This window comes from Nocardioides imazamoxiresistens, assembly GCF_032378595.1.
Classification (GTDB): Bacteria; Actinomycetota; Actinomycetes; order Propionibacteriales; family Nocardioidaceae; genus Nocardioides; species Nocardioides imazamoxiresistens.
This window is the reverse complement of sequence record NZ_JAVYII010000006.1, coordinates 82,705-109,083: the sequence shown is the minus strand read 5'-3', so window position 1 is coordinate 109,083 and position 26,379 is coordinate 82,705. Positions and strand designations below refer to the sequence as shown.

Annotated in this window: 25 protein-coding genes; 17 read left to right on the top strand and 8 right to left on the bottom strand. The window is 73.7% G+C overall.

Going from position 1 to position 26,379, the window contains the following annotated elements; all coding sequences use genetic code 11:
* Positions 1 to 8: 8 nt before the first annotated feature.
* Genes RDV89_RS14300 through RDV89_RS14290 form a run of 3 tightly spaced genes read right to left on the bottom strand, consistent with a single transcriptional unit; the run spans position 9 to position 4,092 of the window.
* Positions 9 to 1,376 (bottom strand): RDD family protein, encoded by a 1,368-nt coding sequence (locus tag RDV89_RS14300; protein WP_315733808.1) that lies wholly within the window; start codon positions 1,374 to 1,376, stop codon positions 9 to 11.
* Positions 1,376 to 3,268, bottom strand: coding sequence for an FHA domain-containing protein (locus tag RDV89_RS14295; RefSeq protein ID WP_315733806.1), 1,893 nt, complete (start codon positions 3,266 to 3,268; stop codon positions 1,376 to 1,378). Before RDV89_RS14295 ends, RDV89_RS14300 begins: the two co-directional genes overlap by 1 nt.
* Positions 3,265 to 4,092, bottom strand: coding sequence for a PP2C family protein-serine/threonine phosphatase (locus tag RDV89_RS14290; protein ID WP_315733805.1), 828 nt, complete (start codon positions 4,090 to 4,092; stop codon positions 3,265 to 3,267). The genes RDV89_RS14295 and RDV89_RS14290 overlap by 4 nt, the downstream gene beginning before the upstream one ends.
* 60 nt (positions 4,093 to 4,152) lie before the next feature.
* Here RDV89_RS14290 and RDV89_RS14285 point away from each other — a divergent pair, with 60 nt between their 5' ends.
* The 5 genes from RDV89_RS14285 to RDV89_RS14265 all read left to right on the top strand — a co-directional run bounded on the left by RDV89_RS14285 (position 4,153) and on the right by RDV89_RS14265 (position 10,345).
* On the top strand, positions 4,153 to 6,429 hold the full coding sequence (locus RDV89_RS14285; RefSeq protein WP_315733803.1) for a helicase-associated domain-containing protein: 2,277 nt from the start codon (positions 4,153 to 4,155) through the stop codon (positions 6,427 to 6,429).
* A 91-nt stretch (positions 6,430 to 6,520) separates the two neighbouring features.
* The gene (locus tag RDV89_RS14280) at positions 6,521 to 7,465 is read left to right on the top strand and encodes an ABC transporter substrate-binding protein (protein WP_315733801.1); all 945 of its coding nucleotides are present in this window, start codon (positions 6,521 to 6,523) and stop codon (positions 7,463 to 7,465) included.
* Positions 7,462 to 8,454, top strand: coding sequence for a FecCD family ABC transporter permease (locus tag RDV89_RS14275; protein WP_315733799.1), 993 nt, complete (start codon positions 7,462 to 7,464; stop codon positions 8,452 to 8,454). The genes RDV89_RS14280 and RDV89_RS14275 overlap by 4 nt, the downstream gene beginning before the upstream one ends.
* Positions 8,451 to 9,515 (top strand): FecCD family ABC transporter permease, encoded by a 1,065-nt coding sequence (locus RDV89_RS14270; RefSeq protein WP_315733797.1) that lies wholly within the window; start codon positions 8,451 to 8,453, stop codon positions 9,513 to 9,515. Before RDV89_RS14275 ends, RDV89_RS14270 begins: the two co-directional genes overlap by 4 nt.
* A complete protein-coding gene (locus RDV89_RS14265; RefSeq protein WP_315733795.1) occupies positions 9,512 to 10,345 on the top strand; it encodes an ABC transporter ATP-binding protein in 834 nt (277 codons plus the stop codon). The genes RDV89_RS14270 and RDV89_RS14265 overlap by 4 nt, the downstream gene beginning before the upstream one ends.
* Here the strand turns inward: RDV89_RS14265 and RDV89_RS14260 are convergent.
* Positions 10,330 to 11,151 (bottom strand): hypothetical protein, encoded by an 822-nt coding sequence (locus RDV89_RS14260; RefSeq protein ID WP_315733793.1) that lies wholly within the window; start codon positions 11,149 to 11,151, stop codon positions 10,330 to 10,332. The two genes, RDV89_RS14265 and RDV89_RS14260, sit on opposite strands and share 16 nt — an antisense overlap.
* Before the next feature lie 65 nt (positions 11,152 to 11,216).
* Between RDV89_RS14260 and RDV89_RS14255 the strand changes: the two genes are divergently transcribed.
* The 8 genes from RDV89_RS14255 (at position 11,217) to RDV89_RS14220 (ending at position 18,327) form a co-directional block, all read left to right on the top strand.
* A complete protein-coding gene (locus RDV89_RS14255) occupies positions 11,217 to 12,872 on the top strand; it encodes a DNA repair helicase XPB (RefSeq protein WP_315733791.1) in 1,656 nt (551 codons plus the stop codon).
* Positions 12,869 to 13,264 carry a hypothetical protein gene (locus RDV89_RS14250; protein ID WP_315733789.1) on the top strand — a complete coding sequence of 132 codons (396 nt, stop codon included), beginning with the start codon at positions 12,869 to 12,871 and terminating at the stop codon, positions 13,262 to 13,264. The genes RDV89_RS14255 and RDV89_RS14250 overlap by 4 nt, the downstream gene beginning before the upstream one ends.
* Before the next feature lie 170 nt (positions 13,265 to 13,434).
* Complete coding sequence (locus tag RDV89_RS14245) at positions 13,435 to 14,085, top strand: DUF5343 domain-containing protein (protein WP_315733787.1); 651 nt, start codon at positions 13,435 to 13,437, stop codon at positions 14,083 to 14,085.
* Positions 14,072 to 14,605, top strand: a complete 534-nt coding sequence (locus tag RDV89_RS14240; protein ID WP_315733785.1) for a hypothetical protein — start codon at positions 14,072 to 14,074, stop codon at positions 14,603 to 14,605. Before RDV89_RS14245 ends, RDV89_RS14240 begins: the two co-directional genes overlap by 14 nt.
* Before the next feature lie 375 nt (positions 14,606 to 14,980).
* Entirely contained in the window at positions 14,981 to 15,697 is a 717-nt protein-coding gene (locus tag RDV89_RS14235; protein WP_315733783.1) for a DUF8453 domain-containing protein, read from the top strand.
* A 370-nt stretch (positions 15,698 to 16,067) separates the two neighbouring features.
* Positions 16,068 to 16,967, top strand: coding sequence for an arginase family protein (locus RDV89_RS14230; protein ID WP_315733782.1), 900 nt, complete (start codon positions 16,068 to 16,070; stop codon positions 16,965 to 16,967).
* 39 nt (positions 16,968 to 17,006) lie between these two features.
* Positions 17,007 to 17,864 carry a hypothetical protein gene (locus tag RDV89_RS14225; protein WP_315733780.1) on the top strand — a complete coding sequence of 286 codons (858 nt, stop codon included), beginning with the start codon at positions 17,007 to 17,009 and terminating at the stop codon, positions 17,862 to 17,864.
* 40 nt (positions 17,865 to 17,904) lie between these two features.
* Positions 17,905 to 18,327 carry a VOC family protein gene (locus RDV89_RS14220; RefSeq protein ID WP_315733778.1) on the top strand — a complete coding sequence of 141 codons (423 nt, stop codon included), beginning with the start codon at positions 17,905 to 17,907 and terminating at the stop codon, positions 18,325 to 18,327.
* A 6-nt stretch (positions 18,328 to 18,333) separates the two neighbouring features.
* On the opposite strand, the gene RDV89_RS14215 is transcribed toward RDV89_RS14220, so the two are convergent.
* Positions 18,334 to 18,471 carry a hypothetical protein gene (locus RDV89_RS14215; protein ID WP_315733776.1) on the bottom strand — a complete coding sequence of 46 codons (138 nt, stop codon included), beginning with the start codon at positions 18,469 to 18,471 and terminating at the stop codon, positions 18,334 to 18,336.
* 139 nt (positions 18,472 to 18,610) lie between these two features.
* Here RDV89_RS14215 and RDV89_RS14210 point away from each other — a divergent pair, with 139 nt between their 5' ends.
* Positions 18,611 to 19,006 (top strand): hypothetical protein, encoded by a 396-nt coding sequence (locus tag RDV89_RS14210; RefSeq protein ID WP_315733774.1) that lies wholly within the window; start codon positions 18,611 to 18,613, stop codon positions 19,004 to 19,006.
* A complete protein-coding gene (locus tag RDV89_RS14205; RefSeq protein ID WP_315733772.1) occupies positions 19,003 to 20,004 on the top strand; it encodes a nuclease-related domain-containing protein in 1,002 nt (333 codons plus the stop codon). The genes RDV89_RS14210 and RDV89_RS14205 overlap by 4 nt, the downstream gene beginning before the upstream one ends.
* Positions 20,005 to 21,487: 1,483 nt before the next feature.
* On the opposite strand, the gene RDV89_RS14200 is transcribed toward RDV89_RS14205, so the two are convergent.
* Both RDV89_RS14200 and RDV89_RS14195 read right to left on the bottom strand, forming a co-directional pair.
* Positions 21,488 to 21,889 carry a putative quinol monooxygenase gene (locus RDV89_RS14200; RefSeq protein WP_315733770.1) on the bottom strand — a complete coding sequence of 134 codons (402 nt, stop codon included), beginning with the start codon at positions 21,887 to 21,889 and terminating at the stop codon, positions 21,488 to 21,490.
* 68 nt (positions 21,890 to 21,957) lie between these two features.
* Positions 21,958 to 22,719 carry an SDR family NAD(P)-dependent oxidoreductase gene (locus tag RDV89_RS14195; RefSeq protein WP_315733768.1) on the bottom strand — a complete coding sequence of 254 codons (762 nt, stop codon included), beginning with the start codon at positions 22,717 to 22,719 and terminating at the stop codon, positions 21,958 to 21,960.
* 198 nt (positions 22,720 to 22,917) lie between these two features.
* On the opposite strand from RDV89_RS14195, the gene RDV89_RS14190 reads away from it, so the two are divergent.
* Positions 22,918 to 23,619 (top strand): GOLPH3/VPS74 family protein, encoded by a 702-nt coding sequence (locus RDV89_RS14190; RefSeq protein ID WP_315733766.1) that lies wholly within the window; start codon positions 22,918 to 22,920, stop codon positions 23,617 to 23,619.
* A 95-nt stretch (positions 23,620 to 23,714) separates the two neighbouring features.
* A complete protein-coding gene (locus RDV89_RS14185; RefSeq protein WP_315733764.1) occupies positions 23,715 to 26,057 on the top strand; it encodes a SpoIIE family protein phosphatase in 2,343 nt (780 codons plus the stop codon).
* Here the strand turns inward: RDV89_RS14185 and RDV89_RS14180 are convergent.
* Positions 26,020 to 26,364 (bottom strand): STAS domain-containing protein, encoded by a 345-nt coding sequence (locus RDV89_RS14180; protein ID WP_315733762.1) that lies wholly within the window; start codon positions 26,362 to 26,364, stop codon positions 26,020 to 26,022. The two genes, RDV89_RS14185 and RDV89_RS14180, sit on opposite strands and share 38 nt — an antisense overlap.
* Positions 26,365 to 26,379 lie beyond the last annotated feature (15 nt).

The window sequence follows — 26,379 nt, the reverse complement described above, 5'->3', positions numbered from 1 at the left end:
GAGCCTACTCAGCCCTCCCGGCTGACGCGCATCTCCCGGTCACCGAAGCGCACCACGTCGCCGTCGAGCAGCGTCGCCGGGCGACCGGCCGTGAGCTCGCGCCCCATGCCGCCGCGGTGGATGAAGGAGCCGTTCGTCGAGCCCCGGTCCATCACCACGAGCGCCCCCTCGGAGGACAGGTGGAACTGGGCGTGGGTCTTCGAGACCGACATGTCGTTCGAGCGCAGCGGCACCAGGTGGGCCACCTCCTCGCCCGGTCGCGCCTCGGGCTTGCGGCCGACCAGGCCGAGCCCGGTGACCACGAACGACTCGCCGTGGTCGAACGTCACCCGCCACACGCTCGTGGTGCGCACGGCGCGCGTCGAGTCGGCCGGCGGCGCCGACCGCGTCTGCTGCGGGGGCTGCGGGGGGCGCTGCGGCTGCTGGGGCCGGCGCTCCCCCGTCGGCTCCTCGCGCCGGCGGCGACCGGTCTCGACCGGCGGCGGGGTCTGCTGCGGGGTCTGCTGCGGGGTCTGCTGCGGGTTCTGCTGCGGGGGCCGCGGAGGACTCTGCCGCAGCGGCGCGCCGGGCGGCTGCTGCGGACCCGGCGGACGCGGGGGCTGGTTGTGGGACTGGCCCTGGGGCTGCCTCTGCGGCTGGCGCGGGGGCTGGTTGCGCGGCTGCTCCTGCGGCTGGCGGACGAACCGCTGCTCCGCGGGCTGCCGCTCCGGACGGTGCTCCTCCGGACGACGCTGCTCCGGACGACGCTCCTCGGGGCGCTGCGGCGCGCGCGGGGGCTCCTGCGCGGGGCGGCGGGCCGGCGGCGTGACGGGCTGGGCGGGCGCGGGACGCAGCCGCATGGCGGTGAGGTTGACGACGTGGCGGGGGCCGGAGTCGACCTCCTCGGCCACGTCGACCGGCTCGGGCCGCACGTCGAGCACGACGGAGCCGACGATGGTGTCGTGGAAGCCGCGCCGCTGGCGGCTCGGGTCGGTCACCGTGCTCCACGCGATCATCACGAGGCCGAAGCCGAGCGGCACCGTGCCGGCCAGCACGATGAGGCCGCGCAGCACGGCGGCGCCGACGCCGATCGGTCGGCCCGTGCCCTCCTTCACCACGCGCAGACCGAGCAGCGCCTTGCCGGGCGTGACGCCCCGCAGCCCGGTCATCACCGCGAAGGCCAGACCGACCAGCAGCGCGCCGAGGACGGCGACGCTCCAGCCGACGAGCGCCATGTCCTCGGCGACGAGGAAGCGCCAGGAGGCGTACCCGATGCCCGCCACGAGGCCCCAGCCGACCAGCCGGTCGACGACGAGGGCGAGGAAGCGGCGGTCGACCTCGGCCGGGCGGGCGGTGTCGGGTGCAGCGGAGGTGGAGAGGTGGTCCGAGACGGTCATCAGGGGTTGGCTACCTGGATGGTCAGCCCGTCGCCGAGGTCGATGACGGCGCCGGGGATGAGCTGCACGGCGATGCCGGGCTTGAGCTCCTCGGGGGGCAGGCCGGGCTGCACGAGCACGGTGCCGTTGGTCGAGCCCATGTCGGTCGCGACGGCGGTGCCGTGGTCGACGCCCGAGCCGGGACGGATCTCCAGGTGGGTCGAGGAGATCTCCTGCTGCGGGCTCGGCACGGTGACCAGGCGCGGCTGCTCCGCCGAGGTGAACCGGCGGGCCTCGGGGGCGCGACCGATCAGCACGGCGCGGTCGACGTCGAGGGTCTCGCCGTGCGAGAACACCAGCTTGGCGACGGGACGCACGGTGACGCTCGGCGCGGGCGGCTGGCCCGGGATGCCCTGCGGCGGACGCAGCGACCCCGGGTTCCACTCGGAGTCCTGGGTCATCCCGTCGTGGTCCTCGTCGTCGGCCGGGGCGGGCTGCTCCGGCGCGGGCGGCGTGGGGGCCCAGCCGGGGGGCGCGAACCCGCCGGAGGGCGGGGGCGGCGCGGACTGCTCGTCCTCGACGGCCGGCATCGCCATGGTGCCGTCGTCGGGCGAACCGGCCCCGGCGGACTCGGCCGTCGAGGAGGTGTCGGTGTCGAAGGGCCACGCCGGCGCGGAGGGCGCCCGGGGCGGCAGCGGCGGCATGGCCGAGGACGACCCGTAGGACGGGTCACCGGAGTCGGACGAGGACGAGCCGTACGGCTCCGTCGAGGCCAGCGGGCCGTACCCGTCCGGGTGCTCCACCGGCTCCGAGGGGGCGGGGCGACCGGTCACCAGGGTGACGTCGTCCTCGACCTCGTCGCTCTCCTCGGGCGCGGCGGGCGCGGCGGGCGCGGCGGGACCGCCCTGCGGCACGCCGGCGCCCGGCAGCACCGGCGCGAACACGGTCGACTCGTTGTCGGCGACGGCCGGCTGCGACTCGGGACGGTCCTCGAACGCAGGCTCGGGCTGGGGCTCGGGCTCGGGGGCCTTCTCGAACGCGACGGGCGGCGGCGGGAGGTCGACGCGCTCGTCGGCGACGGGCTCGGGCGGCAGGGCTCCCTCGAGGTACGCCTCGTCGGCGGGCGCCTCGTCGGCCGGCGAGGCGGACTCCGCCTCCGGCTCGGGCTCGGGCCCGGCCTCCGGCTCCTCGCGCTTCTCCCCCGGGCGCGGCGGGAGCTCGGGCAGCCCGGCGGCGGCCGCGAACCCGGCGGCGGGGACGGGAGCGACGGCCGGCACGGGCTCGACCACCGGGGCGGGCTCCTCCGCCGGTGCGGGCGGCAGCGGCGCCTCGGCGGGGGTCGCGGGGGCGAGCACCTCGGCCTCGGCCTCGGGCTCGTCGCCGACCTCGGCGACGACCACGGGCGTCTCGACGGGCGCGGCGACGGCCGGGGCGTCGACGCGGGCGACGCGCACGAGGCCGGTGCCGATCGGCAGGTCGGTCTCGCCGCCGTCGGTCCGTCCGTCGGCCTGGCCGTCGGTCTGGGCGTCGGGCAGCGCGACGGAGCAGCGGGTCACGTCGCGCAGGGTCTGCTCGACCCAGGTGCCGGCGCTGGCGCCGCTGACCTCGGTCTCGCCGTCGGCGGTGGTGAACACGGCGGACGCGGCGCCGCGCACGACGATGCGTACCTCGCCCCCGTCGCCCTCGCTGAGCAGCACGAAGGCCGGCAGGTCGCGCAGGCCCGTCGCGATGAGCGCGTCGAGCACCTCGTCGAACGCGGCGCCGTCGTCGACGAGCGCCCACAGGGCGGCGACGCGGCGCTTCTCGCTCGGGGGCAGCAGGACGCTGGCCCCGGTGCCGAAGACGGCGAACCAGGACCCGGGGCGGTAGGACCGGGCCACGACGGCGGTGCTGTCCAGCTCGTGCTCTGTCATGGAAGTGCCCCCAGCTTCGACTCGAGACTCATGCGTTCGCGGGCAGCGTCGTAGACCTGCCCAGATCGGGCCAATCCCACCACATCGACCACGACGGCGGTGGCGTTGTCCTCCCCGCCACCCTCGAGCGCGGCCTGCACGACGCGCTCGGCGGCGTCGCGCGGGTCGGAGGCGTCGGTGAGGATCTGCTCGAGCCGCTCGTCGGTGACCATCCCGCTGACGCCGTCGCTGCACAGCACGATTCGCTCCGCGGAGGCCAGCGGGAGCAGGAAGAAGTCGGGCTGGGCGAGCACGGGCCCACCGAGCGCGCGGGTGATGACGTTGCGGCGCGGGTGGGTGCGCATCTCGGCGGCGCTGATCTGGCCGGAGTCGAACAGCTCCTGCACCAGGGAGTGGTCGGTGCTCACCTGGTCGAGCACGCCGTCGGCGAGCTTGTAAAGGCGCGAGTCGCCGAGGTTGGCCAGCAGCCACTTGGGCACGCCCTCGTCCTCGACGACGAGGGCGATGACGGCGGTGGTGCCCGAGTACCAGTCCGGGTCGCCCTCGGCGGCCTTCTCCTCGGCGATCGAGACGAGCCGGTCGTGGCAGGCCTGCAGGGCCGCAGTGACGAGCTCGGCGCCGCGCCGCGAGTCGCAGCCGGTGTCGGTGATCTCGCCGAAGACGTCGACGACGAGCGCGCTGGCGACGTCGCCGTCGTCGTGGCCGCCCATGCCGTCGGCGACGACGAAGACGGGGGGCTGGGCGAGGTACGCGTCCTGGTTGGTCGACCGCACGCGCCCTATGTCGGAGGCCGCACCGTGGTGCAGCTCGACCTCGTTCACCACCGGGGTCCGTCCTTCCGCGTCCGTCCCCCGACGATGGGCCCACGCAGTAGCGTGGGCGTGATGTCCAGGGAGATCGCGTCGTACCGCAGCCTCGCCGACCAGCTGCGCGACTGGTCCGACGAGCAGCTCACCCGCCTGCTCACGGCACGTCCCGATCTCGCCACTCCCGCTCCCCACGACTCCGGCCAGCTCGCCTCCCGAGCGACCACCCGTGCCTCCGTGCTGCGTGCCCTCGACCGGCTGGACCGGTGGGAGCTGCTGGTCCTCCATTCCCACGCGCTCGTGGCACAAACCCCGGTCTGGACATCGGCCGACCTGCTCGGCGCCGACGCCCCCGCCGATGCCTCCGCCGTGGACCGCGCGACACAGCGGCTGGTCGACCTGGCGCTGCTGTGGCACTCGACCGAGGGCCTGCGCGTGGTCACCACGGTGCCGGACGCGCTGGGCGCCGGACCGGTCGAGACGCGGCTGCCGCTGGAGCCCCTGACCCCCGAGGCCCTGGACCGCGCCGAGGTCGAGCGCCGGCTGGCCGCGCTGAGCCCGCCGGCCCGCGGCCTGCTGGAGCACGTGCACGGCCACGGCGGCCGCGGCACGACGACCGAGGACCTGCGCGATCCCGCGCCGACGACCCCGATCGGCGAGCTGGTGCGGGCGCGGCTGCTGGTGCCGCGCGGGCGCGGCGAGGTCCGCGTCGCGGGCGAGACGGGCGCGGTCCTCGGCCTGCCCGAGGTCGCGCCGACACCTCCCCCGCTGGCGACGTCGGCGCGCGAGGCGTCGGTGGTCGACCGGGCGGGTGCCGGCGCGGCGGCCGAGGCGGTGCGGCGTACCGAGCTGCTCCTCGACACCTGGGGCACCCGGCCCCCCGGCGTGCTGCGCGGCGGCGGGCTCGCGGTGCGCGACCTGCGGGCCGCGGCGGTGCTGCTCGGCACCGAGGAGGCGGAGACCGCCCTGCTGGTCGAGACGGCCGCGGCCGCCCAGCTGCTGGCGGAGGGCACCGACGCCGACGGCGAGCTCGTGTGGGTGCCGACGGACGTGTACGACGTGTGGTCGACGCGCTCGGTCGCCCAGCGGTGGGCGGTGCTCGCCCGGGCGTGGCTGGCCTCCGACCGGCTGCCCGGCCTGGTCGGTCGGCGCGACGAGAAGACGCGCAAGGCGACCAACGCGCTCGAGGCGGACCTCGCGCACCCGGTCGGTGCGGCGACGCGGCGCGCGACCCTGGCCGCCGTGGCGGGCCTGCCGACCGGCGAGGTGCTGGCGACCGGCACGGGCGTGCCGTCGCTGGTGGAGCGGATCCGCTGGGAGCACCCGCGGCGCCCCTCGCTGCGCGACGACGTGGTGACCTGGACGGTCGCGGAGGCCTCGGCGCTCGGCGTGCTCGCCCTCGGTGGCGCCACCGCCGCGGGCCGCGCAGTGCTCGCCGACGGCGAGGACGAGGCGGTCGCCGCGCTCGACCCGCTGCTGCCCGACCCGGTGGACAAGGTGCTGCTGCAGGCCGACCTGACCGCGGTGGCGCCCGGGCCGCTGGAGACCGAGCTGGCGCGCCGCCTGCAGCTGGTCGCCGACCTGGAGTCGTCGGGCGGGGCGGGGGTCTACCGCTTCCGCGCCTCCTCGGTGCGCCGCGCCTTCGACGTCGGCTGGTCGGCCGCCGACGTGCACGCCTTCGTCGCGGAGGTCTCGGCGACCCCGGTGCCGCAGCCGCTGACCTACCTGGTCGACGACGTGGCGCGCACCTTCGGCACGGTGCGGGTGGGCCACGCGGAGGCGTTCGTGCGCACCGACGACGAGACCGCGCTGACCACGCTGCTGCACGACCCGCGGGCCGCCTCCCTCGGCCTGCGCCGGATCGCCCCGACGGTGCTGATCTCGACGACGCCCCTCGACGTGCTGCTGCCGCGCCTGCGCGAGCTGGGCGCCGCGCCGGTGGTCGAGGCGCCCGACGGCACGGTGCGGGTGGCGCGCCCCGACGTGCTGCGGGCGCGGGTCGGCCGCGCCCGGCGTACGGCTGCGGTCGCGGCCCGCGACGTCGCCCACACGACCTCGGTGGTCACGGCGGTACGCGCGGGAGACCGCGCCGCAGCCGCCCGCCCGCGCCCCGAGACCGGCGGCCCGACCACGTCCTCGCCCACCTCCCCGGCGGCCGCGCTCAGCGCGCTGCGCGAGGCGGTGGAGGCGCGGCGCACGGTGCGCATCGCGTACGTCGACAACCACGGCTCGTTCCTCGAGCGCGTCGTCGACCCGCTGCGGGTCGAGGGCGGGCAGCTGACCGCGCACGACCACCGCAGCGACGACGAGCGGCTGTTCGCGGTGCACCGGATCACGGCGGTCGACCCGGTCTGAGACACCCCGACGGAGTCGAACTTAGGTATTGCTAACCTTCGTCGCCGTCCGTCGACCTCACCCGAAAGGGCGTCTCGTGCACCTCCCCCGGTTGTCCCGCCCGTCCCGTCCGCGTCCGTCGCGGCGCCCCCGCCTCGCCCTGGCCGGAGCCGCCCTGGCCGCCCTCACCCTCGCGGCCTGCGGCAACCCCGCCGACAGCGCCACCGACGAGGGCGGTGACGACGACCGCGAGGTCACCCACGCCCGCGGCGAGGCCACCGTGCCCGCGGACCCGCAGCGCGTGGTCGTGCTGGAGCCCGTGCAGCTCGACACCGCGGTCGCGCTCGGCATGACGCCGGTCGGCGCGGCGGTGCTGAACGAGGCGGCCGGGGTGCCGGCGTACCTCGGCGACGACGCCGACGACGTCCAGACCGTCGGCACGGTCACCGAGCCCGACGTGGACAAGATCGCGGCCCTGCGCCCCGACCTCATCATCGGCACCGAGACCCGGCACTCGGCGCTCTACGACCAGCTCAGCGACGTGGCCCCGACGGTCTACATGGCCTCGCAGTCCGACCCGTGGCAGGACAACGTGCGCTTCACCGCCGCGGCGCTCGGCGACCCCGAGGGCGCGGACGAGCTGCTGGAGGGCTACCAGGAGCGCTGCGACGAGATCGCCGCGGAGTTCGACACCGAGGGCCGGACGGCCCAACTGGTGCGCCCGCGCGACGGCCTGGTCACGCTCTACGGCCCCACCTCGTTCGCCGGCGCGACGCTCGAGTGCGCCGGGTTCACCACCCCGGAGCGCCCGGAGTTCGCCGAGGAGATCTCGGTCGACCTGTCGCCGGAGCGCGTGCTGGAGGCCCAGGCCGACCTCGTGCTGGTGACCACCACCGACGTCGAGGACGAGTCCACGATCCCGCCGTCGATCACGGCCAACGCCGCGTCGTTCCCCGAGCTGCACCTGGTCGACCAGTCGTTCTGGATCACCGGCGTCGGTCCGCTCGGCGGCCAGACCGTGCTCGACGACCTCGAGCGGATCCTGTCCGGCTCGTGACCCTGCGACCGAGCCCGGTCGCCCTGCTGGTCCTGGCGGTCCCGGCCGCCCTGGCCCTCTCGGTGCTCGTCGGCTCCAACCCGGTGCCGCCGGGCGACGTGTGGGCGGCCCTGACCGGCGGCGGCGACGCGACCGCGCGGTTCGTGGTCGCCGACCAGCGGCTGCCGCGCACCGTCGCGGGCGTCGTGGTCGGGCTCGCGCTGGGGGTCTCGGGCGCGCTGATGCAGGCGTACACCCGCAACCCCTTCGCCGACCCCGGCCTCTTCGGCGTGAGCGCCGGGGCGTCGTTCGCGGTGGCCGTGGCGGTGGCGTACGCCGGCGTGACCGCGCCCGCGGCCTACGTGTGGTGGGCCGTCGGCGGCGCCCTGCTGGCCAGCCTCGTCGTGGTCGCCCTGGGGCGCCCGACCGACCCGCGCGTGCCGCCGACCCGGCTGGTGCTGACCGGCGTCGCGGTCGGCGCGGTGCTCGCCGGGCTGACCACCGGCATCTCGCTGAGCGACCCCGACGCGTTCGAGCGGATGCTGACGTGGCACGCGGGCAGCCTGATCGACCGGGGGTACGCCGTGACGCTCGCCGTGGCCCCGTTGCTCGTGCTCGGCGCGCTCGCCGCCGCCGCGACGGCGCCCTCGCTCAACGCGATCGCGCTGGGCCGCGACGTCGCGCAGGCCCAGGGCGTCGACCTGCGTCGCTCGGACCTGCTGGCGCTCGCGGCGATCACCCTGCTGGCCGCCGGCGCGGCCGCGGTGGCCGGGCCGGTCGCGTTCGTCGGCCTCGTCGTGCCGCACGTCGTGCGCTGGTGCGTCGGCGTCGACCAGCGCCGCATCCTCGGCGTCTCGGCGGTCGCCGGCGTCGTGCTGGTGCTGGTCGCCGACGTGGTCGGCCGCGTGGCCGTGCTGCCCGGCGAGATGCCGGCCGGCATCGTGACGGCGTTCATCGGCGCCCCCGTGCTCGTGCTGCTGGCGCGCCGTTCGAGGGCGACGGGCCTGTGAGGGCCGCGGAGAGGGAAGCGCCGCGCGGCGCCCTGGTCGTCGGCGGCGAGCGGGCCCACGTCGGGCTCGACCGACGCGAGCTCGCGGTCTGCGGCGTGCTCGGCGTCGCCGCGCTGGTGCTGGGCTTCGTCGGCCTGTGGGCGGGCGACTTCCCCTTGACCGCGGGCGAGGTGGTCGGCGCGCTGCTCGGCCCGCCGTTCCCCGTCGTGGAGCCGATCGTCTACACCGTCGTGGTCGAGTGGCACCTGCCGCGCGTGGTGGCCGCGCTCGTCTTCGGCGCCGCGCTGGCGGCCTCGGGCGCGATCTTCCAGACCGTCACCCGCAACCCGCTGGCCAGCCCCGACGTGATGGGCCTGGCGAACGGGTCGTTCACCGGCATGCTGCTGGCGCTGGTCGTGCTCGGCGGGTCGTGGGCGGGCGTGATGACCGGCGCCCTGGTCGGCGGGCTGCTGACCGCGGGCGCCATCTACCTCCTCGCCCTGCGCGACGGGCTGCGCGACTTCCGGTTCATCGTGGTCGGCATCGGCGTCTCGGCGTTCCTGGCCGCCGCGAACTCGTGGATCCTGCTGCGCATCGACGTCGAGACCGCGCTGTTCGCCTCCGCGTGGGGTGCGGGCACGCTCAACAACGCGACGGCCGGGGCCGTGTGGCCCGCCGCGGCGTTCCTGCTGGGGACGCTGGCGCTGCTGCCGTTCGGGCTCGCGACGCTGCGCCAGGTCGAGCTCGGCGACGACCTGGCCCGCGCGACGGGCGTGGCGCTGGACCGGCACCGCGCGCTCCTGCTGCTGCTCGCGGTCGCGCTGGTCAGCGCCGTCACCACGGTCGCCGGGCCGGTGGCGTTCGTGGCGCTGGCGGCGCCGCAGATCGCGCGGCGCCTCGCCGGCTCCCCCGGCATCCCGATGGGCGCGAGCCTGGCGACCGGGGCGGTGCTGCTGCTGAGCGCCGACCTGGTCGCGCAGCACGTCGTGCCCCTGACCGTCCCGGTCGGCGTCGTCACCGTGGTGATCGGCGGCGTCTACCTCACCTGGCTGCTGCGACGAGAGATGCGGACCCGCGGATGACCTCCACCGACCGACCCACCGACCGGCCCGCGACCCGGCTGGCCGCCGAGGGCCTGACGCTGCGCTACGACGAGCGCGTGGTCGCCGAGGGCCTCAGCGTGGCCGTGCCCGACGACCGCTTCACCGTGATCCTCGGGCCCAACGCGTGCGGCAAGTCGACGCTGCTGCGGGCGCTGTCGGGGTTGCTGACGCCGGCGGCCGGCGAGGTGCTCCTCGACGGGGCGCCGATGCGGGCGCTGTCCGCGAAGGAGCGCGCCCGCCGCCTCGCTCTGCTGCCGCAGACCATGTCGGCGCCGGAGGGCATCACGGTGCGCGAGCTGGTGCACCGCGGCCGCTTCGCCCACCAGCGCGTGCTGCGCCGCCACTCCGCCTCCGACCAGCGCGCCGTGCACGACGCGCTGGAGGAGACCCGCGTCGCCGACCTCGCGGACCGTCGTCTCGACGAGCTCTCCGGCGGCCAGCGCCAGCGGGTGTGGATCGCGATGACGCTGGCGCAGGACACCCCGCTGGTGCTGCTCGACGAGCCGACCACCTTCCTCGACCTGCCGCACCAGATCGAGGTGCTCAACGTGCTGCACCGGCTGGTGGCCCGCGGCCGCACGGTGGTCGCGGTGCTGCACGACCTCAACCTCGCGGCCCGGTACGCCGACCACGTCGTCGCCCTGCGCGACGGCACGGTCGTCGCCGAGGGCCCGCCCGAGCAGACGATCACCGCTCCCCTGCTGCGCGAGGTGTTCGCGCTGGAGGCGAGCGTGCTGCCCGACCCGCTGACCGGCGCGCCAATGGTGGTGCCGGCGGACACGCGGAACGTGGGTCAGGTCGTGGTCTGACCGTTCCGGTCGCGGAGGCGGTTACGCAGGCGTCGCGGGCGGGCCCGTCGTACGCCGCAGCCGTACGCGTCGCCGCGCGGCGCGATCGCTGCGGCGAATCCCTCGACCTCACGGGAACGCACGTAGGCCCAGAGCCCCTGGGTGCCGTCGGCCATCCCGCAGACCGCCCCGTCGGGGCCGTCCAGGTCGGCGCGAATCGACCAGGGAGCGTAGGTGCGCAGCAGCCGCCAGTCGGCCTCGTCGCCGGGGTCGAGCTCGAGACCCATGTACGCGTTGCCGCCCGTTCGCGTCGACCGGGCCCGAATTGCCTCCTGGGCGGCCGCGACCTCCGCCGGGAGGTCGTCGTCGGCGTACGCGTCGACCATCGCCGTGGTCAGCTCGGGCCGGACAAGGTCGAGCACGGCCCGCGCCGCCTCCGCCCGAGCACTCGTCTCGGTGTCGTCCACCGGCTCGACGAGACAGCAGGTCCACTCCTCCTCAGCGTCCGGCAGCAACCGCCGCCACAGGGCGTACCGCTCGGGGCCCTCGAGCCACGCGACGTCGAGCTGTCCGCCGTTCGGAAGGCTGAGCCGACCGGCCAGCGCCTCGGCGACGCCGGGCCACTGCGGTCCGCGGGCGCGGACCACCTGACGCGGCTCTCCGTCGAGGTCGACGTGCAGCTCCACGATCTCCTCGCGTCGGGGCGGCAGGCCCCACGTCCAGCGGGGGCGCACCACGGAGGCGACCGCACCCACGACGACGCCGTCGCGGCGCAGGTGGCCGGCGCCGTCGCGTACCGCGTCGAGGGAGAGGTCGGTCTCGTGCATCCCGGCAGCCTCCCAGCCCCGACCGGGCGGGCGCACCTCGATTGCGGGGTCCGTACGCTGGTGCGGTGAACGACGGCCCCCTCATCGTCCAGTCCGACAAGACGTTGCTGCTGGAGGTCGACCACGCCCAGTCGGGCGAGTGCCGCAAGGCGATCGCGCCGTTCGCGGAGCTGGAGCGCAGCCCGGAGCACGTGCACACCTACCGGCTGACGCCGCTGGGGCTGTGGAACGCGCGGGCGGCGGGCCACGACGCGGAGCAGGTGGTGGACACGCTGCTGCAGTACAGCCGCTACCCCGTGCCGCACGCCCTGCTGGTCGACGTCGCGGAGACGATGGCGCGCTACGGGCGGCTGCGGCTCGACAAGCACCCGACCCACGGGCTGGTGCTGACCTCGACGGACCGCCCGGTGCTCGAGGAGGTCCTGCGGGCCAAGCGGGTGCAGGGCATGATCGGCGCCCGCCTGGACCCCGACACGGTCGCGGTGCACCCCTCCGAGCGCGGCAACCTCAAACAGGCGCTGCTGAAGATCGGGTGGCCGGCGGAGGACTTCGCGGGCTACGTCGACGGCGAGGCCCACCAGATCGACCTGGACGAGTCGGAGTGGCAGCTGCGGCCCTACCAGCGGGAGGCGGCCGAGTCGTTCTGGCACGGCGGCTCCGGCGTGGTGGTGCTCCCCTGCGGCGCCGGCAAGACGCTGGTCGGCGCGGCGTCGATGGCGCACGCGAAGGCCACGACGCTCATTCTCGTCACCAACACCGTGAGCGCGCGGCAGTGGAAGGACGAGCTGGTGCGCCGCACGTCGCTGACCGAGGACGAGATCGGGGAGTACTCCGGCGCCACCAAGGAAATCCGCCCCGTCACGATCGCGACCTACCAGGTGCTGACGACGAAGCGGAAGGGCGTCTACCCGCACCTCGAGCTGCTCGACGCCCGCGACTGGGGCCTCGTGGTCTACGACGAGGTGCACCTGCTGCCGGCGCCCATCTTCCGGATGACGGCGAACCTGCAGGCGCGTCGGCGCATCGGGCTGACCGCGACGCTGGTGCGCGAGGACGGCCGCGAGGGCGACGTGTTCTCCCTCATCGGCCCGAAGCGCTACGACGCCCCGTGGAAGGACATCGAGGCGCAGGGCTGGATCGCGCCGGCCGACTGCGTCGAGGTGCGCGTGACGCTGCCCGGCGACGAGCGGATGGTGTACGCCACCGCGGAGCCCGAGGAGCGCTACCGCCTGGCGTCGTGCACCTCGCAGAAGACCCACGTCGTGAAGGCGCTCGTGGAGCAGCACGCCGACCAGCCGCTGCTGGTGATCGGGCAGTACATCGAGCAGCTCGACGAGCTCGCCGCCGCCCTCGACGCGCCCGTGATCAAGGGCGAGACGACCGTCAAGGAGCGCCAGCGGCTCTTCGAGGCGTTCCGCACCGGCGAGATCTCCCGCCTGGTGGTCTCGAAGGTCGCGAACTTCTCCATCGACCTGCCCTCCGCCGAGGTCGCGATCCAGGTGTCGGGCTCCTTCGGCTCGCGCCAGGAGGAGGCCCAGCGCCTCGGTCGCCTGCTGCGCCCCGGCACCCCGCGCCCCGGCGAGGACCGCAAGGTCGCCCGCTTCTACACCGTGGTCTCGCGCGACACCGTCGACGCCGACTTCGCCCAGAACCGCCAGCGGTTCCTGGCCGAGCAGGGGTACGCCTACCGCATCGTCGACGCGGAGGACATCGGGGTGTGACCAGCGCCCGCCTCGCCGCCGATCCCCGACTGTCGGGGGATCACTTCGAGATCCAGGTCGACGGCTGGCTCCACCGCTGCCACGGTGACGCCATCGAGCGCAACGAGCTCGTCTCATGGCTCTGCGTCGTGCCGGCCGAGGGGATGCTGGAGCTGGACTACCACTACAGCCCGGAGCACGACGAGGACGTCGACACCGCGACCGTGACCGGTCGGGTGGTCGAGCTCGAGGTGCTGGTCGACGGGGTACGCGTGCCCGTGGCGCGGGTGCCGAGCGGAGCCGAGCTGAATTCACGGGACCCCGAGCAACCGGTGCGGATCGGCGCCGCGTGGACTGACGAGGTGCTGGAGTTCGCCGAGGAGCCTTTGTTCGTGGTGACGCTGGCGAGGTGACGTCGGCCGCTTCCTTCCGCCCGAGACGACCCTGGCCAGTGATTGAAGTAGCGACATTGCCTGGGACTTGCGTGAAAGCCCGCTGCAGAGCAAGTTGGTGCGTAGATCTGCCCTCCCCGCACCTGACTAAGTACCGGATGTTTGTGCGTTCCGCCACATAGAATCCCCACATGGCTGCGACCCAGTTCGTCTTGAACCACACGCCGGGCAAACTCGAGGAGTTCCTTAAGAAGCTCCAGAACGTCGGAGTCCCTGACAAGTTGGGCACTGACTACCCGAAGTCCATCGGCTTCGGGTCCTCCCACGCGCGTGGCTTCCCCGCGGTGCTGAAGTACGCGGGGCTGCTCGACTCGTCAGGTGCCCCGAATGACGCTTACAAGAAGGGTCTTCGCGGTGGCGCAGGTGGCCGCAAGATCGTTGGAGCAGCGATCGCGGCCGGATACAAGCCCTTCTTCGACGTCTACGCTAATGCGAACGCGCATCCGGACTCTGACCTGATCACCCTTGTGAAGAGCAACTCGACTCTGGACGATGAGAAGGCAACACTGGTCGTCAAGACGTTTAAGGTGCTCTGCAAGTTTGGAGATTTTGACGACGCAGGCGCGGGCTCAGATCACGACGAAGACGGCGTCCACGCTGACGATCCCGGCGCAGACAGCAAGGGCAAGCGGCGCCGACGGACTGGGGGTGGCGGCAACGGTGTGGTGATCAACGTGAACATCGCCCTGTCCGTTGATGCCACCAGCGACCCTGCCGTTTACGACGCCTTCTTCTCGGCTATGGCAACCCACCTCAAGGGACTGGTCGATGGCGGCTCCTAGGACACCGCGTGAGGTCGCGGACTGGGCCGCGATGGTTCAAGACGACCTGACCAAACTGCTGGCGAAGCGCGAGACCTCGACTCACCGAGTCATGACTCTTACCGAGTCGTACGCCAAGCTAACGAGGCTTAACGTCAAGCAGGATGCACTCTTCCGCGAAGCCCTTCAGTGCGTCGAGCACGGACTCTACCGATCGGCCCACGTCACGTCGTTCGCCGCGCTCGTTGACTTTGTGCACGAGTGGGTGGCGAACGACCCAAAGCGGCTCAAAGATGTTCAGGACGCCTACCCAACATGGAAGATCACAAAGGCTGCCGACCTCAGGGAGCAGAAGGACTTCACGGTCTTCGAGGTTCTCAAGAAGCAGGGCCTGATTACGAATCCGATGATGAAGGCACTCCATGGCCTTCTCGCCAAGCGCAACGAGTGTGCCCACCCCGAGGATTACGAACCGGGCATCAACGACACCCTCGGCTACCTCGACGAGATGATGAAGAGGATCGACGCGCTAGGGACGTAATGCTGCATTGGTGCCGCACCGTGATCGGCCCGGGTGACGGCCGGCCGTCATCGGTGGCGTCCTGCGACCGACAGGAGTGAACGCAAGCCGGGATGGCTGCCGACGTGACGCGGATGCGTCACTCCGCCGCAAAGTTCTGCGGTGACCCGCAAGGGTCTCGTCACAGCAGCGGCGGGTGAGGCGAGCCGGGTCAACATGGCCGCGAGGCTGGACATGTCAAATAAACCCTCGGGTGAGCCACTGACCTCGTGGCCGCCCACCGAGAGAGCGGCCTGGCCGTCCCCTAGAGGGCGCAACAGTCCCGCCGTCGCCCGGCACCAGAAGACTGGGCGCGCCTTGGGCGGCGTGGCCGGACCTCCGATCTACTGTCCCCTTGTGGACTTCAGAACGTGGGAATCGGCGGAGTGGGCAGCGTTCGGCGGCGTCGGTGCGCTGATCGTCTACGTCGTGATTGGTGTCATTGCGCTTCGACAGTTCCGCGAGTCGCGGCGGCTGCGAGAACTTGAGTACCGGCCGTACGTGATCGTGGACTTCTACTTCAAGGGCTTCTCTGTGTACCTGGAGGTCCGGAACACTGGCAGAAACCCCGCGCGGGACGTCACCGTGTCCTTCGATAAGGAACTGGTTTCATCTGACGACCGCCGCGCCGCTAAATTTTCCATCTTTGATCAGCCAATTCCGATGATGGCGCCCGGCCGAACCATTCGCATCCCGCTTGGTTCAGGACCAGCTTTCTTCGAAGAGGGGCAGACAGCCCCCCTCTCCTACGAAGTGCAAGTGACGTACACAGACATGTCGGGGAAAGCGCTCAGAGACCCACCATTGCTTCTAGACCTGGCGCCCTACAGGCACACAGTCCCCCCGCGAGACGACGCCGCCGACCTTGTGGCGGCGGTCCGCGAGATTCGAAACACTCACAGGAGATGGACGTCGAATGGTGGCCTCAAGGTCATCTCGACCGACCACCTCCGAGCCGAACGGCGTCGTGACCGAACTGACCACTGGTACGACGTACGTCACGCCTTCGACCAGGGTGGGGTTCGAGCCGTTATCCAGGCCGAGGTTCAGCATTTTCGACGTCGGTTTGGATAGCCCTCAAAGGTGCCAGCCAAAACTGTCACGATCAACCTCGCGCGCCACAACCACGTCACCGCCGCAGTCGACGCGTACGGGTCGCTGGTGTCGAGGCCAGTCGGGTGGGCATAACCGCCACCCGGCAGCGACCGACGGAGGCCCCATCAACATCCTCGTCCCGTTCTTCATCTGCCTCGCCCTGCTCGCCGGGCTCTTCGTCGTCGTCATCCTGCTCCTGGGCTTCCGACCGCAGAAGGGCTCGCGCTACAAGCGCAGCTCGCGCGGCGACGGCGGAACCGGCAGCCCGGGCGGCGACGGCGGCAGCTCGTTCTGAGCGTTCACCGCCGAGCCCGGTGACAGACCGCGCGAGGTGTGCTGCCCTGGGAGCGTGTCTCGGACTCTCTCGGTCATCGGCGCCCCCTCGAGCGCCGGCGCGTACGCCGCCGGCCAGGAGCGTGCCCCCGACGCGTGGCGGCAGCACGGCGTTCTCGCGCGGCTCGAGGCGTCCGGGCGCGGCGTACGCGACCGCGGCGACACCCAGCGCCGCCGCTGGACCCCGGACCCCGGCCGTCCCGACGCGATGAACATCGCCGGCGTGGGCGCCACCGCCCGCGAGCTGGCCGACCGGGTCGCGGAGGCCGTCGCCGACGGCGACGACGTCCTCGTGCTCGGCGGCGACTGCACCACCCAGCTCGGCGCCATGGCCGGCGCGACGCGGCGCGAGGCGTCGGTGGCGCTGCTGTACGTCGACCTCGACGCCGACCTCAAGGTCCCCGCGACCGGCGAGGGCGCCATCGATTGGATGGGCGTCGCCCACCTCGTCGACGCGACCGGCGCCGTCGACGAGCTCGCCGGCCTCGGCGCGCGGCGGCCGATCGTGCCCGGCAGCGACGTGCGCCTCTTCGCCCAGGACAACATCACCGCCTCCGAGGCGGACCTCGTGAACCGCCACGGCATCGCGGTGACGACGCTGGACGAGGTGCACCAGAACCCGGGGTACGCCGCCGACCAGGCCGTCGCGTGGGCCTCCGGGCACGACGAGCTGTGGGTGCACGTCGACATCGACGTGCTGCGCTGGGTCGACTTCCCCATCGCCGAGAACAGCCGCCGCCGCGACGGGCTCGCGCTCGACGAGCTCGGCACCGTCCTGCGCCGCGTGGTCGGCGCGGCGAACTGGCGCGGACTCACGATCTGCGAGGTCAACCCCGACCACGCGCCCGACGAGGCCGAGTCGTTCGCGCGGCTGGTCGCGTGGCTAGGCGGGGTGTTCGACACCGACGCGCGCTGATCGGCTCAGGTCCTGGCCGGGCCCGACGATCGGGCCGGCATGGGGAAGTTCGATCCGTACTCGCGCCGCGAGCTGCGACGCCGCCGCCGAGCGTGGCTGCTCGAGCGCAAGACCATGCTCGCGCTGCAGCTCGCCGTCGCGGTGGCCCTGTTCGCCTTCGTCACCCCGATCGTCTGGTTCACCCTCCCGATCGGCGATGGGCGCTGGTACGTCCTCGGCGTCCTCCACACGGTCGTCGTCGCCGCCTGGCTGCACGTCCTGCACGAGACGCACCTGGCCTCCGACGCGAAGGCGATCCAGCACGTGCGCGGCGCCAACGGCGAGGAGATGACCCGCTACGGGCTGCAGACCGCCAAGCGTCGCCGCCGCATCTGGGGCTGGGTCGACAGCATCCAGACCACCGGCGGCGACATCGACCACCTCGTCCTCACGCGCACGGGTGGCGTCGTGGTCATGGACTCGAAGTGGCGCACCCGTCGCATCGACCCTGACGAGGCCGACCGCATCGCCGAGTCCGCGCGCCGCGCGGCGACCCGCGCGGAAGGCGTACTGCGCACGAAGCTGCCCCGCGAGCGCGGCACGCACCGCGCCCCCGTGCGCTCGTCGCTGACCGTCACCCCGCTCGTCGTGGTCTGGGGTCCGGCGCAGGACGAACTGCCGCCGGACGCCGAGCGCGGTGGGGTCCGCTTCGTCCCCGGCCGCGCGCTCCAGACGTGGCTGCGCGCGCTCGACGGCGAGGCGATGTCGCAGGAGGCCGCCACCGACCTGCTCGCCAAGCTGCGGGAGTTCCGCTTGGACACGTGGTCGCCGCTGCCGGTCCCGCCGGGTACGCGCTCCCCCGCGTCCCTGCGACGCTCACGGCCCGCGACCCCGCCGCCGACCGCGGCGCGCGGCTGACGGGCGTACCGGCTCCCACCCCCGTGCGAGAGTCGTTGACATGTCCATCACCACGAACGGCTTCAGCCACGTCCGCCTGACCGTGCGCGACATCGACGTCTCGCGACGCTTCTACGACACCCTCTTCGGGTGGGACGTGGCGTTCGAGCTGCCCGACGACGCGGACGAGGAGACGCGCGAGCAGCTGTGGTTCCTCTTCGGCGGGATCATCTACAGCATCCCGGGCGGCCTGCTCGGCCTGCGCCCGGTGGCGCCCGGCGACGACCGCTTCTCGGAGAACCGCGTCGGCCTCGACCACGTGTCGTTCGGGGTGCCGAGCCGCGCCGAGCTCGACGCGGCCATCGAGATCCTCGACTCGCTCGGCGCCGAGCACGAGGAGGTCAAGGACGCTGGTCCGATGTACATCCTCGAGTTCCGCGACCCCGACGGCATCGCCGTGGAGCTGTCGGCGCCGAAGGACTGAGCCGGCTCAGTCGTCCCGCAACGCCGCGTGCTGGTCGGCGTTGCGCTCGGCGTCGTGCGCCGGTGGCGCCTCGGCCTCGACGGTCGCGACCAGCTCCTCGTCCCTCACCGGCTCGGGCAGGTGGCGGTAGTCCGGCATCCTCATGGCTCCATCGTGCTCCCCCCGCGGGACCGCGTCGAGAGCGTGCGCGGGTAAAACCTCGGCGAGCGCCGCGCGTACTCCTCACCTCCGCCCCACCCCCGCCGATCGGCTGCGCGTCGAGACAACGAAACCGGGGGCGGACGTGCTGCAGACCTTGACCTGTCCGGTGTGCCGGACCGACGTGGCGCCGAGCGCGGCCGCCTGCCGGTCCTGCCACCTGCCGATGCGCGACGTGACGCGCCACCAGCCGACGGGCTCCGAGCGGCGCTCGCGGGTGCTGCGCGGGGTGCGTAGGCGGCTGTGGGGCGCGGCGATCTACGCCGGCATCGTCGTGTGGTGCCTGGCGCAGCTGCCGACGGCGGCGTCGTTCGTGGTGCCCGGGGCGGCGGTCGGCGCCGCGCTGCACGTCGTGCTCGGCCGACCGATCGTGGCGGCCCTCGCGTTCGTGCTGATCGTGGTCGTCGCGCCGTTCCTGCTCGTGCCCTCGATGGGCGCCGACATCCTCGACGACCTCGGCACCTGGACGAACCGGTCGTGACCGACCAGGCCGTCCCTCCCCTGCTCTCGGCGGAGGTGTCGTGGCGCTGCGAGCCAGGCGTCAACGAGGCGTACGTCTGGCTCTCCGACGGCACGATCGCCGGTCACCGCGACCTCCTGACGGGCACCGACCACCTCGCGGACCCGGCGTACTCCGACCTCCTCACCCGCGTCCTCGCCGACTGGCTGGCCCGCGAGGGCGCCTCGTGCCCGCCGGCCGTCGAGCCGCTGCCCTGGGTCCCGGAGGGCCGCGGCATCCTCGGGTGGCTGGGGCGTCGGCGGGCGCGGCGCGAGTACGCCCGGCAGCTCACCGCCTACCGCGACCACCGGCTCGACCACCCCGCCTGGAAGGCACCTACCGACCCGCCCCACGCGGGCTGGCGCGACCTGGTGCGCAACGAGGCGGGCCAGGCGCTGTGGGAGCACGCCGCGACCCTGCCGAAGCCGGGCCTCCTCGACGCGGCCGGCCGCCGCGAGCAGCGCGCCTGGACCACCGGCGCGCTCGGCGAGGAGACCGTCGCGAAGCAGCTGTGGCAGGTCGCGCGCCCCGGCGCCTGGCGCGTGCTGCACTCCGTGCCCGTCGGCAACCGCGGCTCCGACCTCGACCACGTGCTCGTCGGCCCCGGCGGCGTCTTCACCGTCAACACCAAGTCGCACCGCGGGGCGAACGTGTGGGTCGGACCGAACACCTTCATGGTCAACGGGCAGCGGCACCCCTACCTGCGCAACTCCCGCCACGAGGCCGCTCGCGCGGCGAAGCTGCTGGAGGCAGCGGTGGGTACGCCCGTCGCCGTGCGGCCGATGGTCGTGCTCGTCGACCCGCGCTCGGTGAACCGGGCCAAGGCCCCCGACGACGTGGCGGTGGTGACGCGGATGGAGCTCGTGCGGTGGGCGTCGCGGCTGCCGACCGTGCTGACGCCGGAGCAGGTCGACGCCGTGTTCGCCGCGGCGCGGCGCTCGACGACGTGGGTCACCCCGGAGCGCCGCCGGGGGCGGTGACCAGGCGGGCGTGCACGGCGGTTCAGCCGGGCATCGGCGCGCGGGCGCCCGCGGCCAAACCGGCGCGACCGAACTGTCGGTGGCCCCGTCTAGGTTGGTCCCATGGTCGTCGCGGGCAGTGTCGTCGCAGGTCAGGTGGGGTGCGCCACCAGTGACCGCGCTGCGCTGCTCGCGGCGGCCGGCTCCGCCCAGGAGGCCGTCGCAGTGGCCGAGACCGCGAAGCTGGTCGCGGCGGTCCGCTGGCTCGCCGTCCACACGCTCGCGCCGTCGCACGAGCACGAAGCGGCCTGCCTGGACCCCGCCGTCGAGGTGTTCCTGCCGCTCGGCGGCGAGGGCGCCCCGTTGGTCGCCGAGTCCGCGGTGGTCGACTTCGGCCCGGCGCTGAGCCTGCACCCGCGTGCAGCCCGCAGCTACCTCGCCGATGCGCTCGAGCTCGGCTGGCGCCTGCCGAACGTGTACGCCCGCGCTGCCGCCGGCGACCTGCCCGCCTGGCGGGCCCGCCGCGTCGCCGCGCTCACTCGCGACCTCGACCTCCGCGTCGCCACGATCGTCGACGAGCGCATCGCGCCGTTCGTGCACGGGCTCGGGCCGATCCAGATCGAGCACTTCGTCGCCGCTACCCGCCAGGAGGTCGACCGGATCGGCCTGCTCACCGACCTCGAGACGAGGGTCGACCGGCCGCACGTGGCGATCGACCGGCGCCAGGTGGGGTACGCGGGCACCCTGCGCCTGAGCGGCATGCTCGACCTGGCCGACGCCCACGACCTCGACGACGCCCTGGCCCACATCGCCGCGCACCCGTCGCTGGCGGGCCTCGCCGACGTCGGCGACCACGACGCCCGGCGGGCCCGCGCCCTCGGCGAGCTCGCCCGCGCCGCGCTCGGGCAGGACACGCTCGGGTTCTTCTCCCCGACGGGCGACGGCGCGGGCGATGTCGACGCGCCGCGACCGCGACGCCGCACCACGCTCTACCTGCACCTCGCTGAAGCGGCACTCGGCGGTTCAACCGGGACCGGCCGGGTCGAGAACACCGGAGCCCCGGTGACGGCCGACCAGGTCGCCGGCTGGTGCGGTCGCGCCGACACCGACCTCACGGTCACGCCCGTCCGCGACCTGGCCGACCACGTCGGCGGCGGAGCGTACGAGCGCTCGCCCCGGGCCGCGGAGCTCATCGCGCTGCGGGACCCGTCGTGCGTGTTCCCGTGGTGCACCCGCCCGGCCCGCGCCCTGGCGCCCGGCGACCACGCGGCCGACTGCGACCACGTGCACCCGCACGAGCGCGGCGGCGTCACCTGCACCTGCAACCTGGCGCCGCTGTGCCGCACGCACCACCGCGCCAAGACGCACGGGCGCGGCGGCCGGCCGCCGTGGCGGTACCGGCCGTTGCGCCTGGGCCTCTACCTGTGGACCGCTCCGCACGGTCGGCAGTACGTGCGGGACGCGACGGGGACGTACGGGCTCGACCCGCCGCCCCTCCCCGCCGTCAGTCCATCGACAGGTAGGGCAGCAGGAGCCGCACCGGCCCCTCCCCCATCCTCGCCCGCAGCTCGTCGCTCGGCACTCCCAGCGTCTCGCCCTCGACCGAGGTCGCCGTCGCCAGGATCTCCTGCATGAGGTCGTCGCCGATGTTCGCCAGGTGCTGGATCAGCGCGTCCGAGTCGCGGTAGCGCTCGATCACCACCGCGCCTGCGCCGGCCTCGTCGAGGTAGATGTCGTACTGCAACGTGCCCTCGTCCTGCGTGCGCACGATCTCCATGCACCGCGCGGAGAGCCGCTTGAAGTCCTCCACCCCGCCCTCGCGGAACGTGAAGCGCGCGATGCCCAGCAGCTCGCTGCCGCGCTCGCTGTGCTCGCCCTCGACCGATCGTCCATACGAATGCGCCATGCCGAACACGACCCGCCGAACCGCAGACTCTCATCGGTCGGCGACCGACGAGAAGAGGACCGGCAAGATCAGACGGCCGTGTACCCACCGTCCGCGGTGTGGATCGAGCCGGTGATGAACGAGGCGCGGTCGCTGAGCAGGAACGTGACGAGGTAGGCGATCTCCTCGGGACGACCGACCCGCCCGATCGGGTGCTTGGCGGTGATCTCGTCGACCAGCTCGGTCGGCAGCGTCTCCATCAGCGGCGTCCACACGTTGCCGGGCGCGACGGCGTTGATCCGCACGCCGGCGGGGCCGTACTCCACCGCCGCGTTCTTCGTGACCCCGGCGACCGCGTGCTTCGACGCGACGTAGGGCGTGTTGTTCGGCGCCCCCACGAACGCGTGCATCGAGGCCATGTTGACGATCGAGCCGCCGCCGGCGGCGATGATCGCGGGGATCTGGTGGCGCAGGCCGTAGACGACGCCGTGCAGGTTGATGTCGATGACGCGGCGGTAGTCGTCGAGGTCCAGCTCGCCGGTCGGCGCGGCCACGCGGCTCGCGACGCCCGCGTTGTTGACCGCGTGGTGCAGCGCGCCGAAGCGCTCGATCGCGAAGGCCACGCCGGCCTCCACCTGCTCGGCGTCCGAGGTGTCCTGCACGACGTACGCCGCGCTGCCGCCGGCCGCCTCGATCTCGCCGACCGCCTCGACCAGCGCCGTCTCGTTCACGTCCGTCAGGACCACGTTCGCGCCGTTGGCCGCCAGGTCGACGGCGATCGCCCGACCCAGCCCCGAGGCCGCGCCCGTCACCAGCGCCGTCCGGCCTGCGAACTCCTGCGTCCCGCTCATCGTCACCACTCCGTCTCGTCCGAGGTGCGCCGTCCGGCGCATTGCTTCTACTTTCAACCATTCGGGCGGGGGTCGGATTCCAGCGGAACCTCCCCGCACCACGTGACAGATCGCACCTGTGCGGCCGCCGCCGATGACGTTGCATGGGACCCGGAACCAGACGACCGACCGACCACCAACGACATCCGGAGGAGCCGCATGGACGCCGACCCCCTGCTCGTGGAGGACCTGATGCTCCTCCTGCTCGACGACGCGGGCAGCTACATCGCCGGCGCCGGCCACCTGCACTACACGCTCGGCGGCGCGATGCTCGTCGACCTCGCCCAGCGCGGCCGGATCGAGGTCGAGGACGACCGACCGGCGCTCAACGGCCCGAAGGTGGCGGCCGTCGGCAGGCAGCCGCCGTCCGACCCGCTGCTGGCCGACGCCTGGACGAAGGTCGCCGCCAAGCCCCAGCGCGTGCAGTCGCTGCTGCTCGCCATCGGCAACGGCCTGCACGCCGGCGTCACCGACCGCCTCGTCGAGCGCGGCTGGGTGCGTCGCCAGCGCAAGCGGTTCCTCGGGCTGGTGCCCTACACGACCCTGCCCGCGACGGCCGGGAAGGCGGGCGCCGACGACCGCGAGGCCGAGATCCGCGCGCGCATCGTCGCGGTGCTGGAGCAGGGCGCGGAGCCGGACGCGCGTACCGCCGCGCTCGTCGCCCTGCTGTCGGCCAGCGCCACGCTGCCGATGCTCCGCCCGCCCCTGCCGTGGTCGTCCGCGGTCGCCGCCCGAGCCAAGGAGCTCGAGCAGGGCAGCTGGGGCGTCGAGGCCGTCGGCACGGCCGTGATGCGCGCCGCGGCGGCGATCGCCGCCGCCAGTGCGGCGAGCATCGCGGTGGCGGTGACCTCGACGAACTGACCCTTTCGGCAGACCCGGGGCCCCTCGTGGGGGACAATCACCCGAGCGCTCGCACCGACGGGCGCGCCCACCGACGAGAGGACCCGGTACTGCACGTGGAGACCAACCCGCTCCAGGCAGTCCCCGGCCCCGCGACCCGCCCCGTCCCGCGCCCCGTCCGGGTGCCGCTCGGGGTCGCGCACACCCCGGCGTACCCCGAGGTCGACCTCACCAACTGCGACCGCGAGCCGATCCACGTGCCCGGCGCCATCCAGCCCCACGGCGTCCTGCTGAGCCTCGACGCGGGGCTGCGCAACGTCGTCTCGTGGTCGGCCAACACCCGCGCGGCGCTCGGCGTCGAGCCGACCGGCGCCACCCTGGCCGAGCTGATCGGCGTGCTCGCCGCCGCCCAGGTCACCGACCGCGTCGCCGCCGACCTGCCCAGCGAGCCCCTGGTGCTGACCCTGCCGCGCAGCGCCGGCACGCTGGCCCAGGCCGACGTCGACGTCCACCTGTTCCGCAGCGGCAGCCGGATCGTGGTCGAGCTCGAGCCGCTGGTCACCACCGGCGCCGCCCCGCTGTCGTACGCCTCGGCGCGGGCGCCGATGGCCCGTCTGGCCAGCGCGGGCTCGCTGTCCGAGCTGGCCGACCACCTCTCCCGCGAGGTGCGCGAGCTGCTGGGCTTCGACCGCGTCATGGTCTACCGCTTCGACCCGCGCTGGAACGGCGAGGTCATCGCCGAGCAGCGACGCGAGGACCTCAACCCGTTCCTCGGGCTGCACTACCCGGCCACCGACATCCCCGCCCAGGCGCGCCGGCTCTACACCGTCAACTGGACCCGCCTCATCGTCGACATCGGCTACACCCCGGTGCCGCTCGAGCCGATCCTCGACCCCGCCACCGGGGCGCCGCTCGACCTGTCCTTCTCCCGGCTGCGCAGCGTCTCGCCGATCCACGTGGAGTACCTCGGCCACATGGGCGTCACGGCGTCGATGTCGATCTCGCTGGTGGTCAACAACCAGCTGTGGGGCCTCATCGCCTGCCACCACTACTCCGGGCCGCACCGTCCCGCGCAGGACGCCCGCGCGGCCTCCGAGTTCCTCGCCCAGGTCGCCTCGCAGATGATCGGCGAGCGCGAGCAGAGCGACCGCCGCGAGGCCGCGCTGCGGGCCCGCACCGTGCTGACCGACATGGTCAACCGCGTCACCGCCAGCGAGCGGAACCCGCTGGTCTCGCTGATCGAGGACCCCGAGCTGCTCGACGTGATGGGCGCCGGCGGCGCCGCGATCGCCTACGACGACGGGTTCCTGACCGCCGGCCAGGTGCCGTCCGAGAAGCAGCTGCGCGCCATCTCGGCCGCGCTCGCCGACCCCGACGACCACGTCACCTACACCGACAACGTCGCGCTGCTGACGCCCGAGCTGGGCGCCGACCCCGTCGTGACGCAGCACGCCGCCGGGGCGCTGCGGGTGGGTTCGGAGCCGGACCGCTGGATCCTGTGGCTGCGCCCCGAGCAGGAGCGCACCGTCGACTGGGGCGGCGACCCCCGCAACAAGGAGGTGGCCGCGGCCGAGGGCCCCGAGGTCCGGCTGAGCCCCCGTCGCTCCTTCGAGAAGTGGCGCGAGGTGGTGCGCGGCGTCGCGCTGCCGTGGGACCCGTGGCAGGTCGAGGCCGCCGACGCGCTCGCCGGCCAGGTCACCAGCCTGCAGCTCTCGCGCGCCCGGGAGCACGTGCTGGTCGCCGAGGCCGTCCAGGCCAGCGTCGTGCTCGGCGAGGTGCCGCGCCTCGACGGGCTCGAGGTCGCCGCCCGCTACCTGCCCGCCGCGACCCTGCAGATGGGCGGCGACTGGTGGGACGCGTTCGAGGTCTCCCCCGGCCGCGCCGTGCTGGTGCTCGGCGACGTCGCCGGCCACGGGGTCGAGGCGGCCTCCACGATGGTGCAGCTGCGCACCGCCCTGCGGGCGTACCTGTACGCCGGGGCGGGCCCGGCCGTCGCGCTCGACCAGCTCGACGCCCTCATGCGCAACGTGCTCCCCGACCGGTTCGCGACCGCGCTCGTGGCGTGCGTCGACCTCGCGACCGGCCAGGTGGACCTGGCCGGAGCCGGTCACCTGCCGCCGCTGCTGGTCACCCCCGAGGGCACCGTCGACCTGGAGATCGACGCCCGTCCCCTGCTCGGGTTCGAGGCGGTCGGCGCCCCGACCACGACCTTCCTCCTCGAGCCGGGGCAGACCCTGCTGCTGTTCAGCGACGGCCTGGTGGAGCGCCGCGGCGTCGACATGGACGAGCGGACCGACGTGGTGCGCGGGCTGGCGCGCTACGCGCCGGCGGAGCCGATCGACGGCTGGACCGACGAGATCATGACGATCCGCGACGGCACGGAGGACGACGACACGACGATCCTCGCGGTGCGGCGACCGCTCAGCTCGCGTCCAGCAGTGGGAACCCCGTCGCCGTGAGCACGCGGTGCGGCAGCGTCCCGGACTGCGCCCGCACCTCCACCTCGGCGCCGTCGCGCTGAGCGGTGCGGCGCGCGACGCTCGCCGTGCGGCGAGCCAGGATCAGGGCGCGGATGGCCAGGGTCGGGAAGAACGTCACGTCGCTCAGGTCCACGACGAGGCGGTGCGAGACCCGCACCAGCGCCTCGCTGATCTGACGCTCCAGACGTCGCGCGTCGAGCTCCGAGAACAGGCCTCCAGAGACCGCCAGGACACCTGTGAGCTCGTCGAACGTGAACTCCAGGTCGTCGCTGCTCGCGTCGAACACGACGCCGACTCCTCC

Bases quoted from the DNA above. Each gene is read 5' to 3' on its own strand.
- RDV89_RS14245 (WP_315733787.1), top strand. From the start codon at position 13,435: ATGGCTGCGACCCAGTTCGTCTTGAACCACACGCCGGGCAAACTCGAG.
- RDV89_RS14260 (WP_315733793.1), bottom strand. From the start codon at position 11,151: ATGCACGAGACCGACCTCTCCCTCGACGCGGTACGCGACGGCGCCGGC.
- RDV89_RS14215 (WP_315733776.1), bottom strand. From the start codon at position 18,471: ATGAGGATGCCGGACTACCGCCACCTGCCCGAGCCGGTGAGGGACGAG.
- RDV89_RS14190 (WP_315733766.1), top strand. From the start codon at position 22,918: ATGGACGCCGACCCCCTGCTCGTGGAGGACCTGATGCTCCTCCTGCTC.
- RDV89_RS14295 (WP_315733806.1), bottom strand. From the start codon at position 3,268: ATGACAGAGCACGAGCTGGACAGCACCGCCGTCGTGGCCCGGTCCTAC.
- RDV89_RS14200 (WP_315733770.1), bottom strand. From the start codon at position 21,889: ATGGCGCATTCGTATGGACGATCGGTCGAGGGCGAGCACAGCGAGCGC.
- RDV89_RS14195 (WP_315733768.1), bottom strand. From the start codon at position 22,719: ATGAGCGGGACGCAGGAGTTCGCAGGCCGGACGGCGCTGGTGACGGGC.
- RDV89_RS14300 (WP_315733808.1), bottom strand. From the start codon at position 1,376: ATGACCGTCTCGGACCACCTCTCCACCTCCGCTGCACCCGACACCGCC.
- RDV89_RS14225 (WP_315733780.1), top strand. From the start codon at position 17,007: ATGGGGAAGTTCGATCCGTACTCGCGCCGCGAGCTGCGACGCCGCCGC.
- RDV89_RS14265 (WP_315733795.1), top strand. From the start codon at position 9,512: ATGACCTCCACCGACCGACCCACCGACCGGCCCGCGACCCGGCTGGCC.
- RDV89_RS14285 (WP_315733803.1), top strand. From the start codon at position 4,153: ATGTCCAGGGAGATCGCGTCGTACCGCAGCCTCGCCGACCAGCTGCGC.
- RDV89_RS14240 (WP_315733785.1), top strand. From the start codon at position 14,072: ATGGCGGCTCCTAGGACACCGCGTGAGGTCGCGGACTGGGCCGCGATG.
- RDV89_RS14220 (WP_315733778.1), top strand. From the start codon at position 17,905: ATGTCCATCACCACGAACGGCTTCAGCCACGTCCGCCTGACCGTGCGC.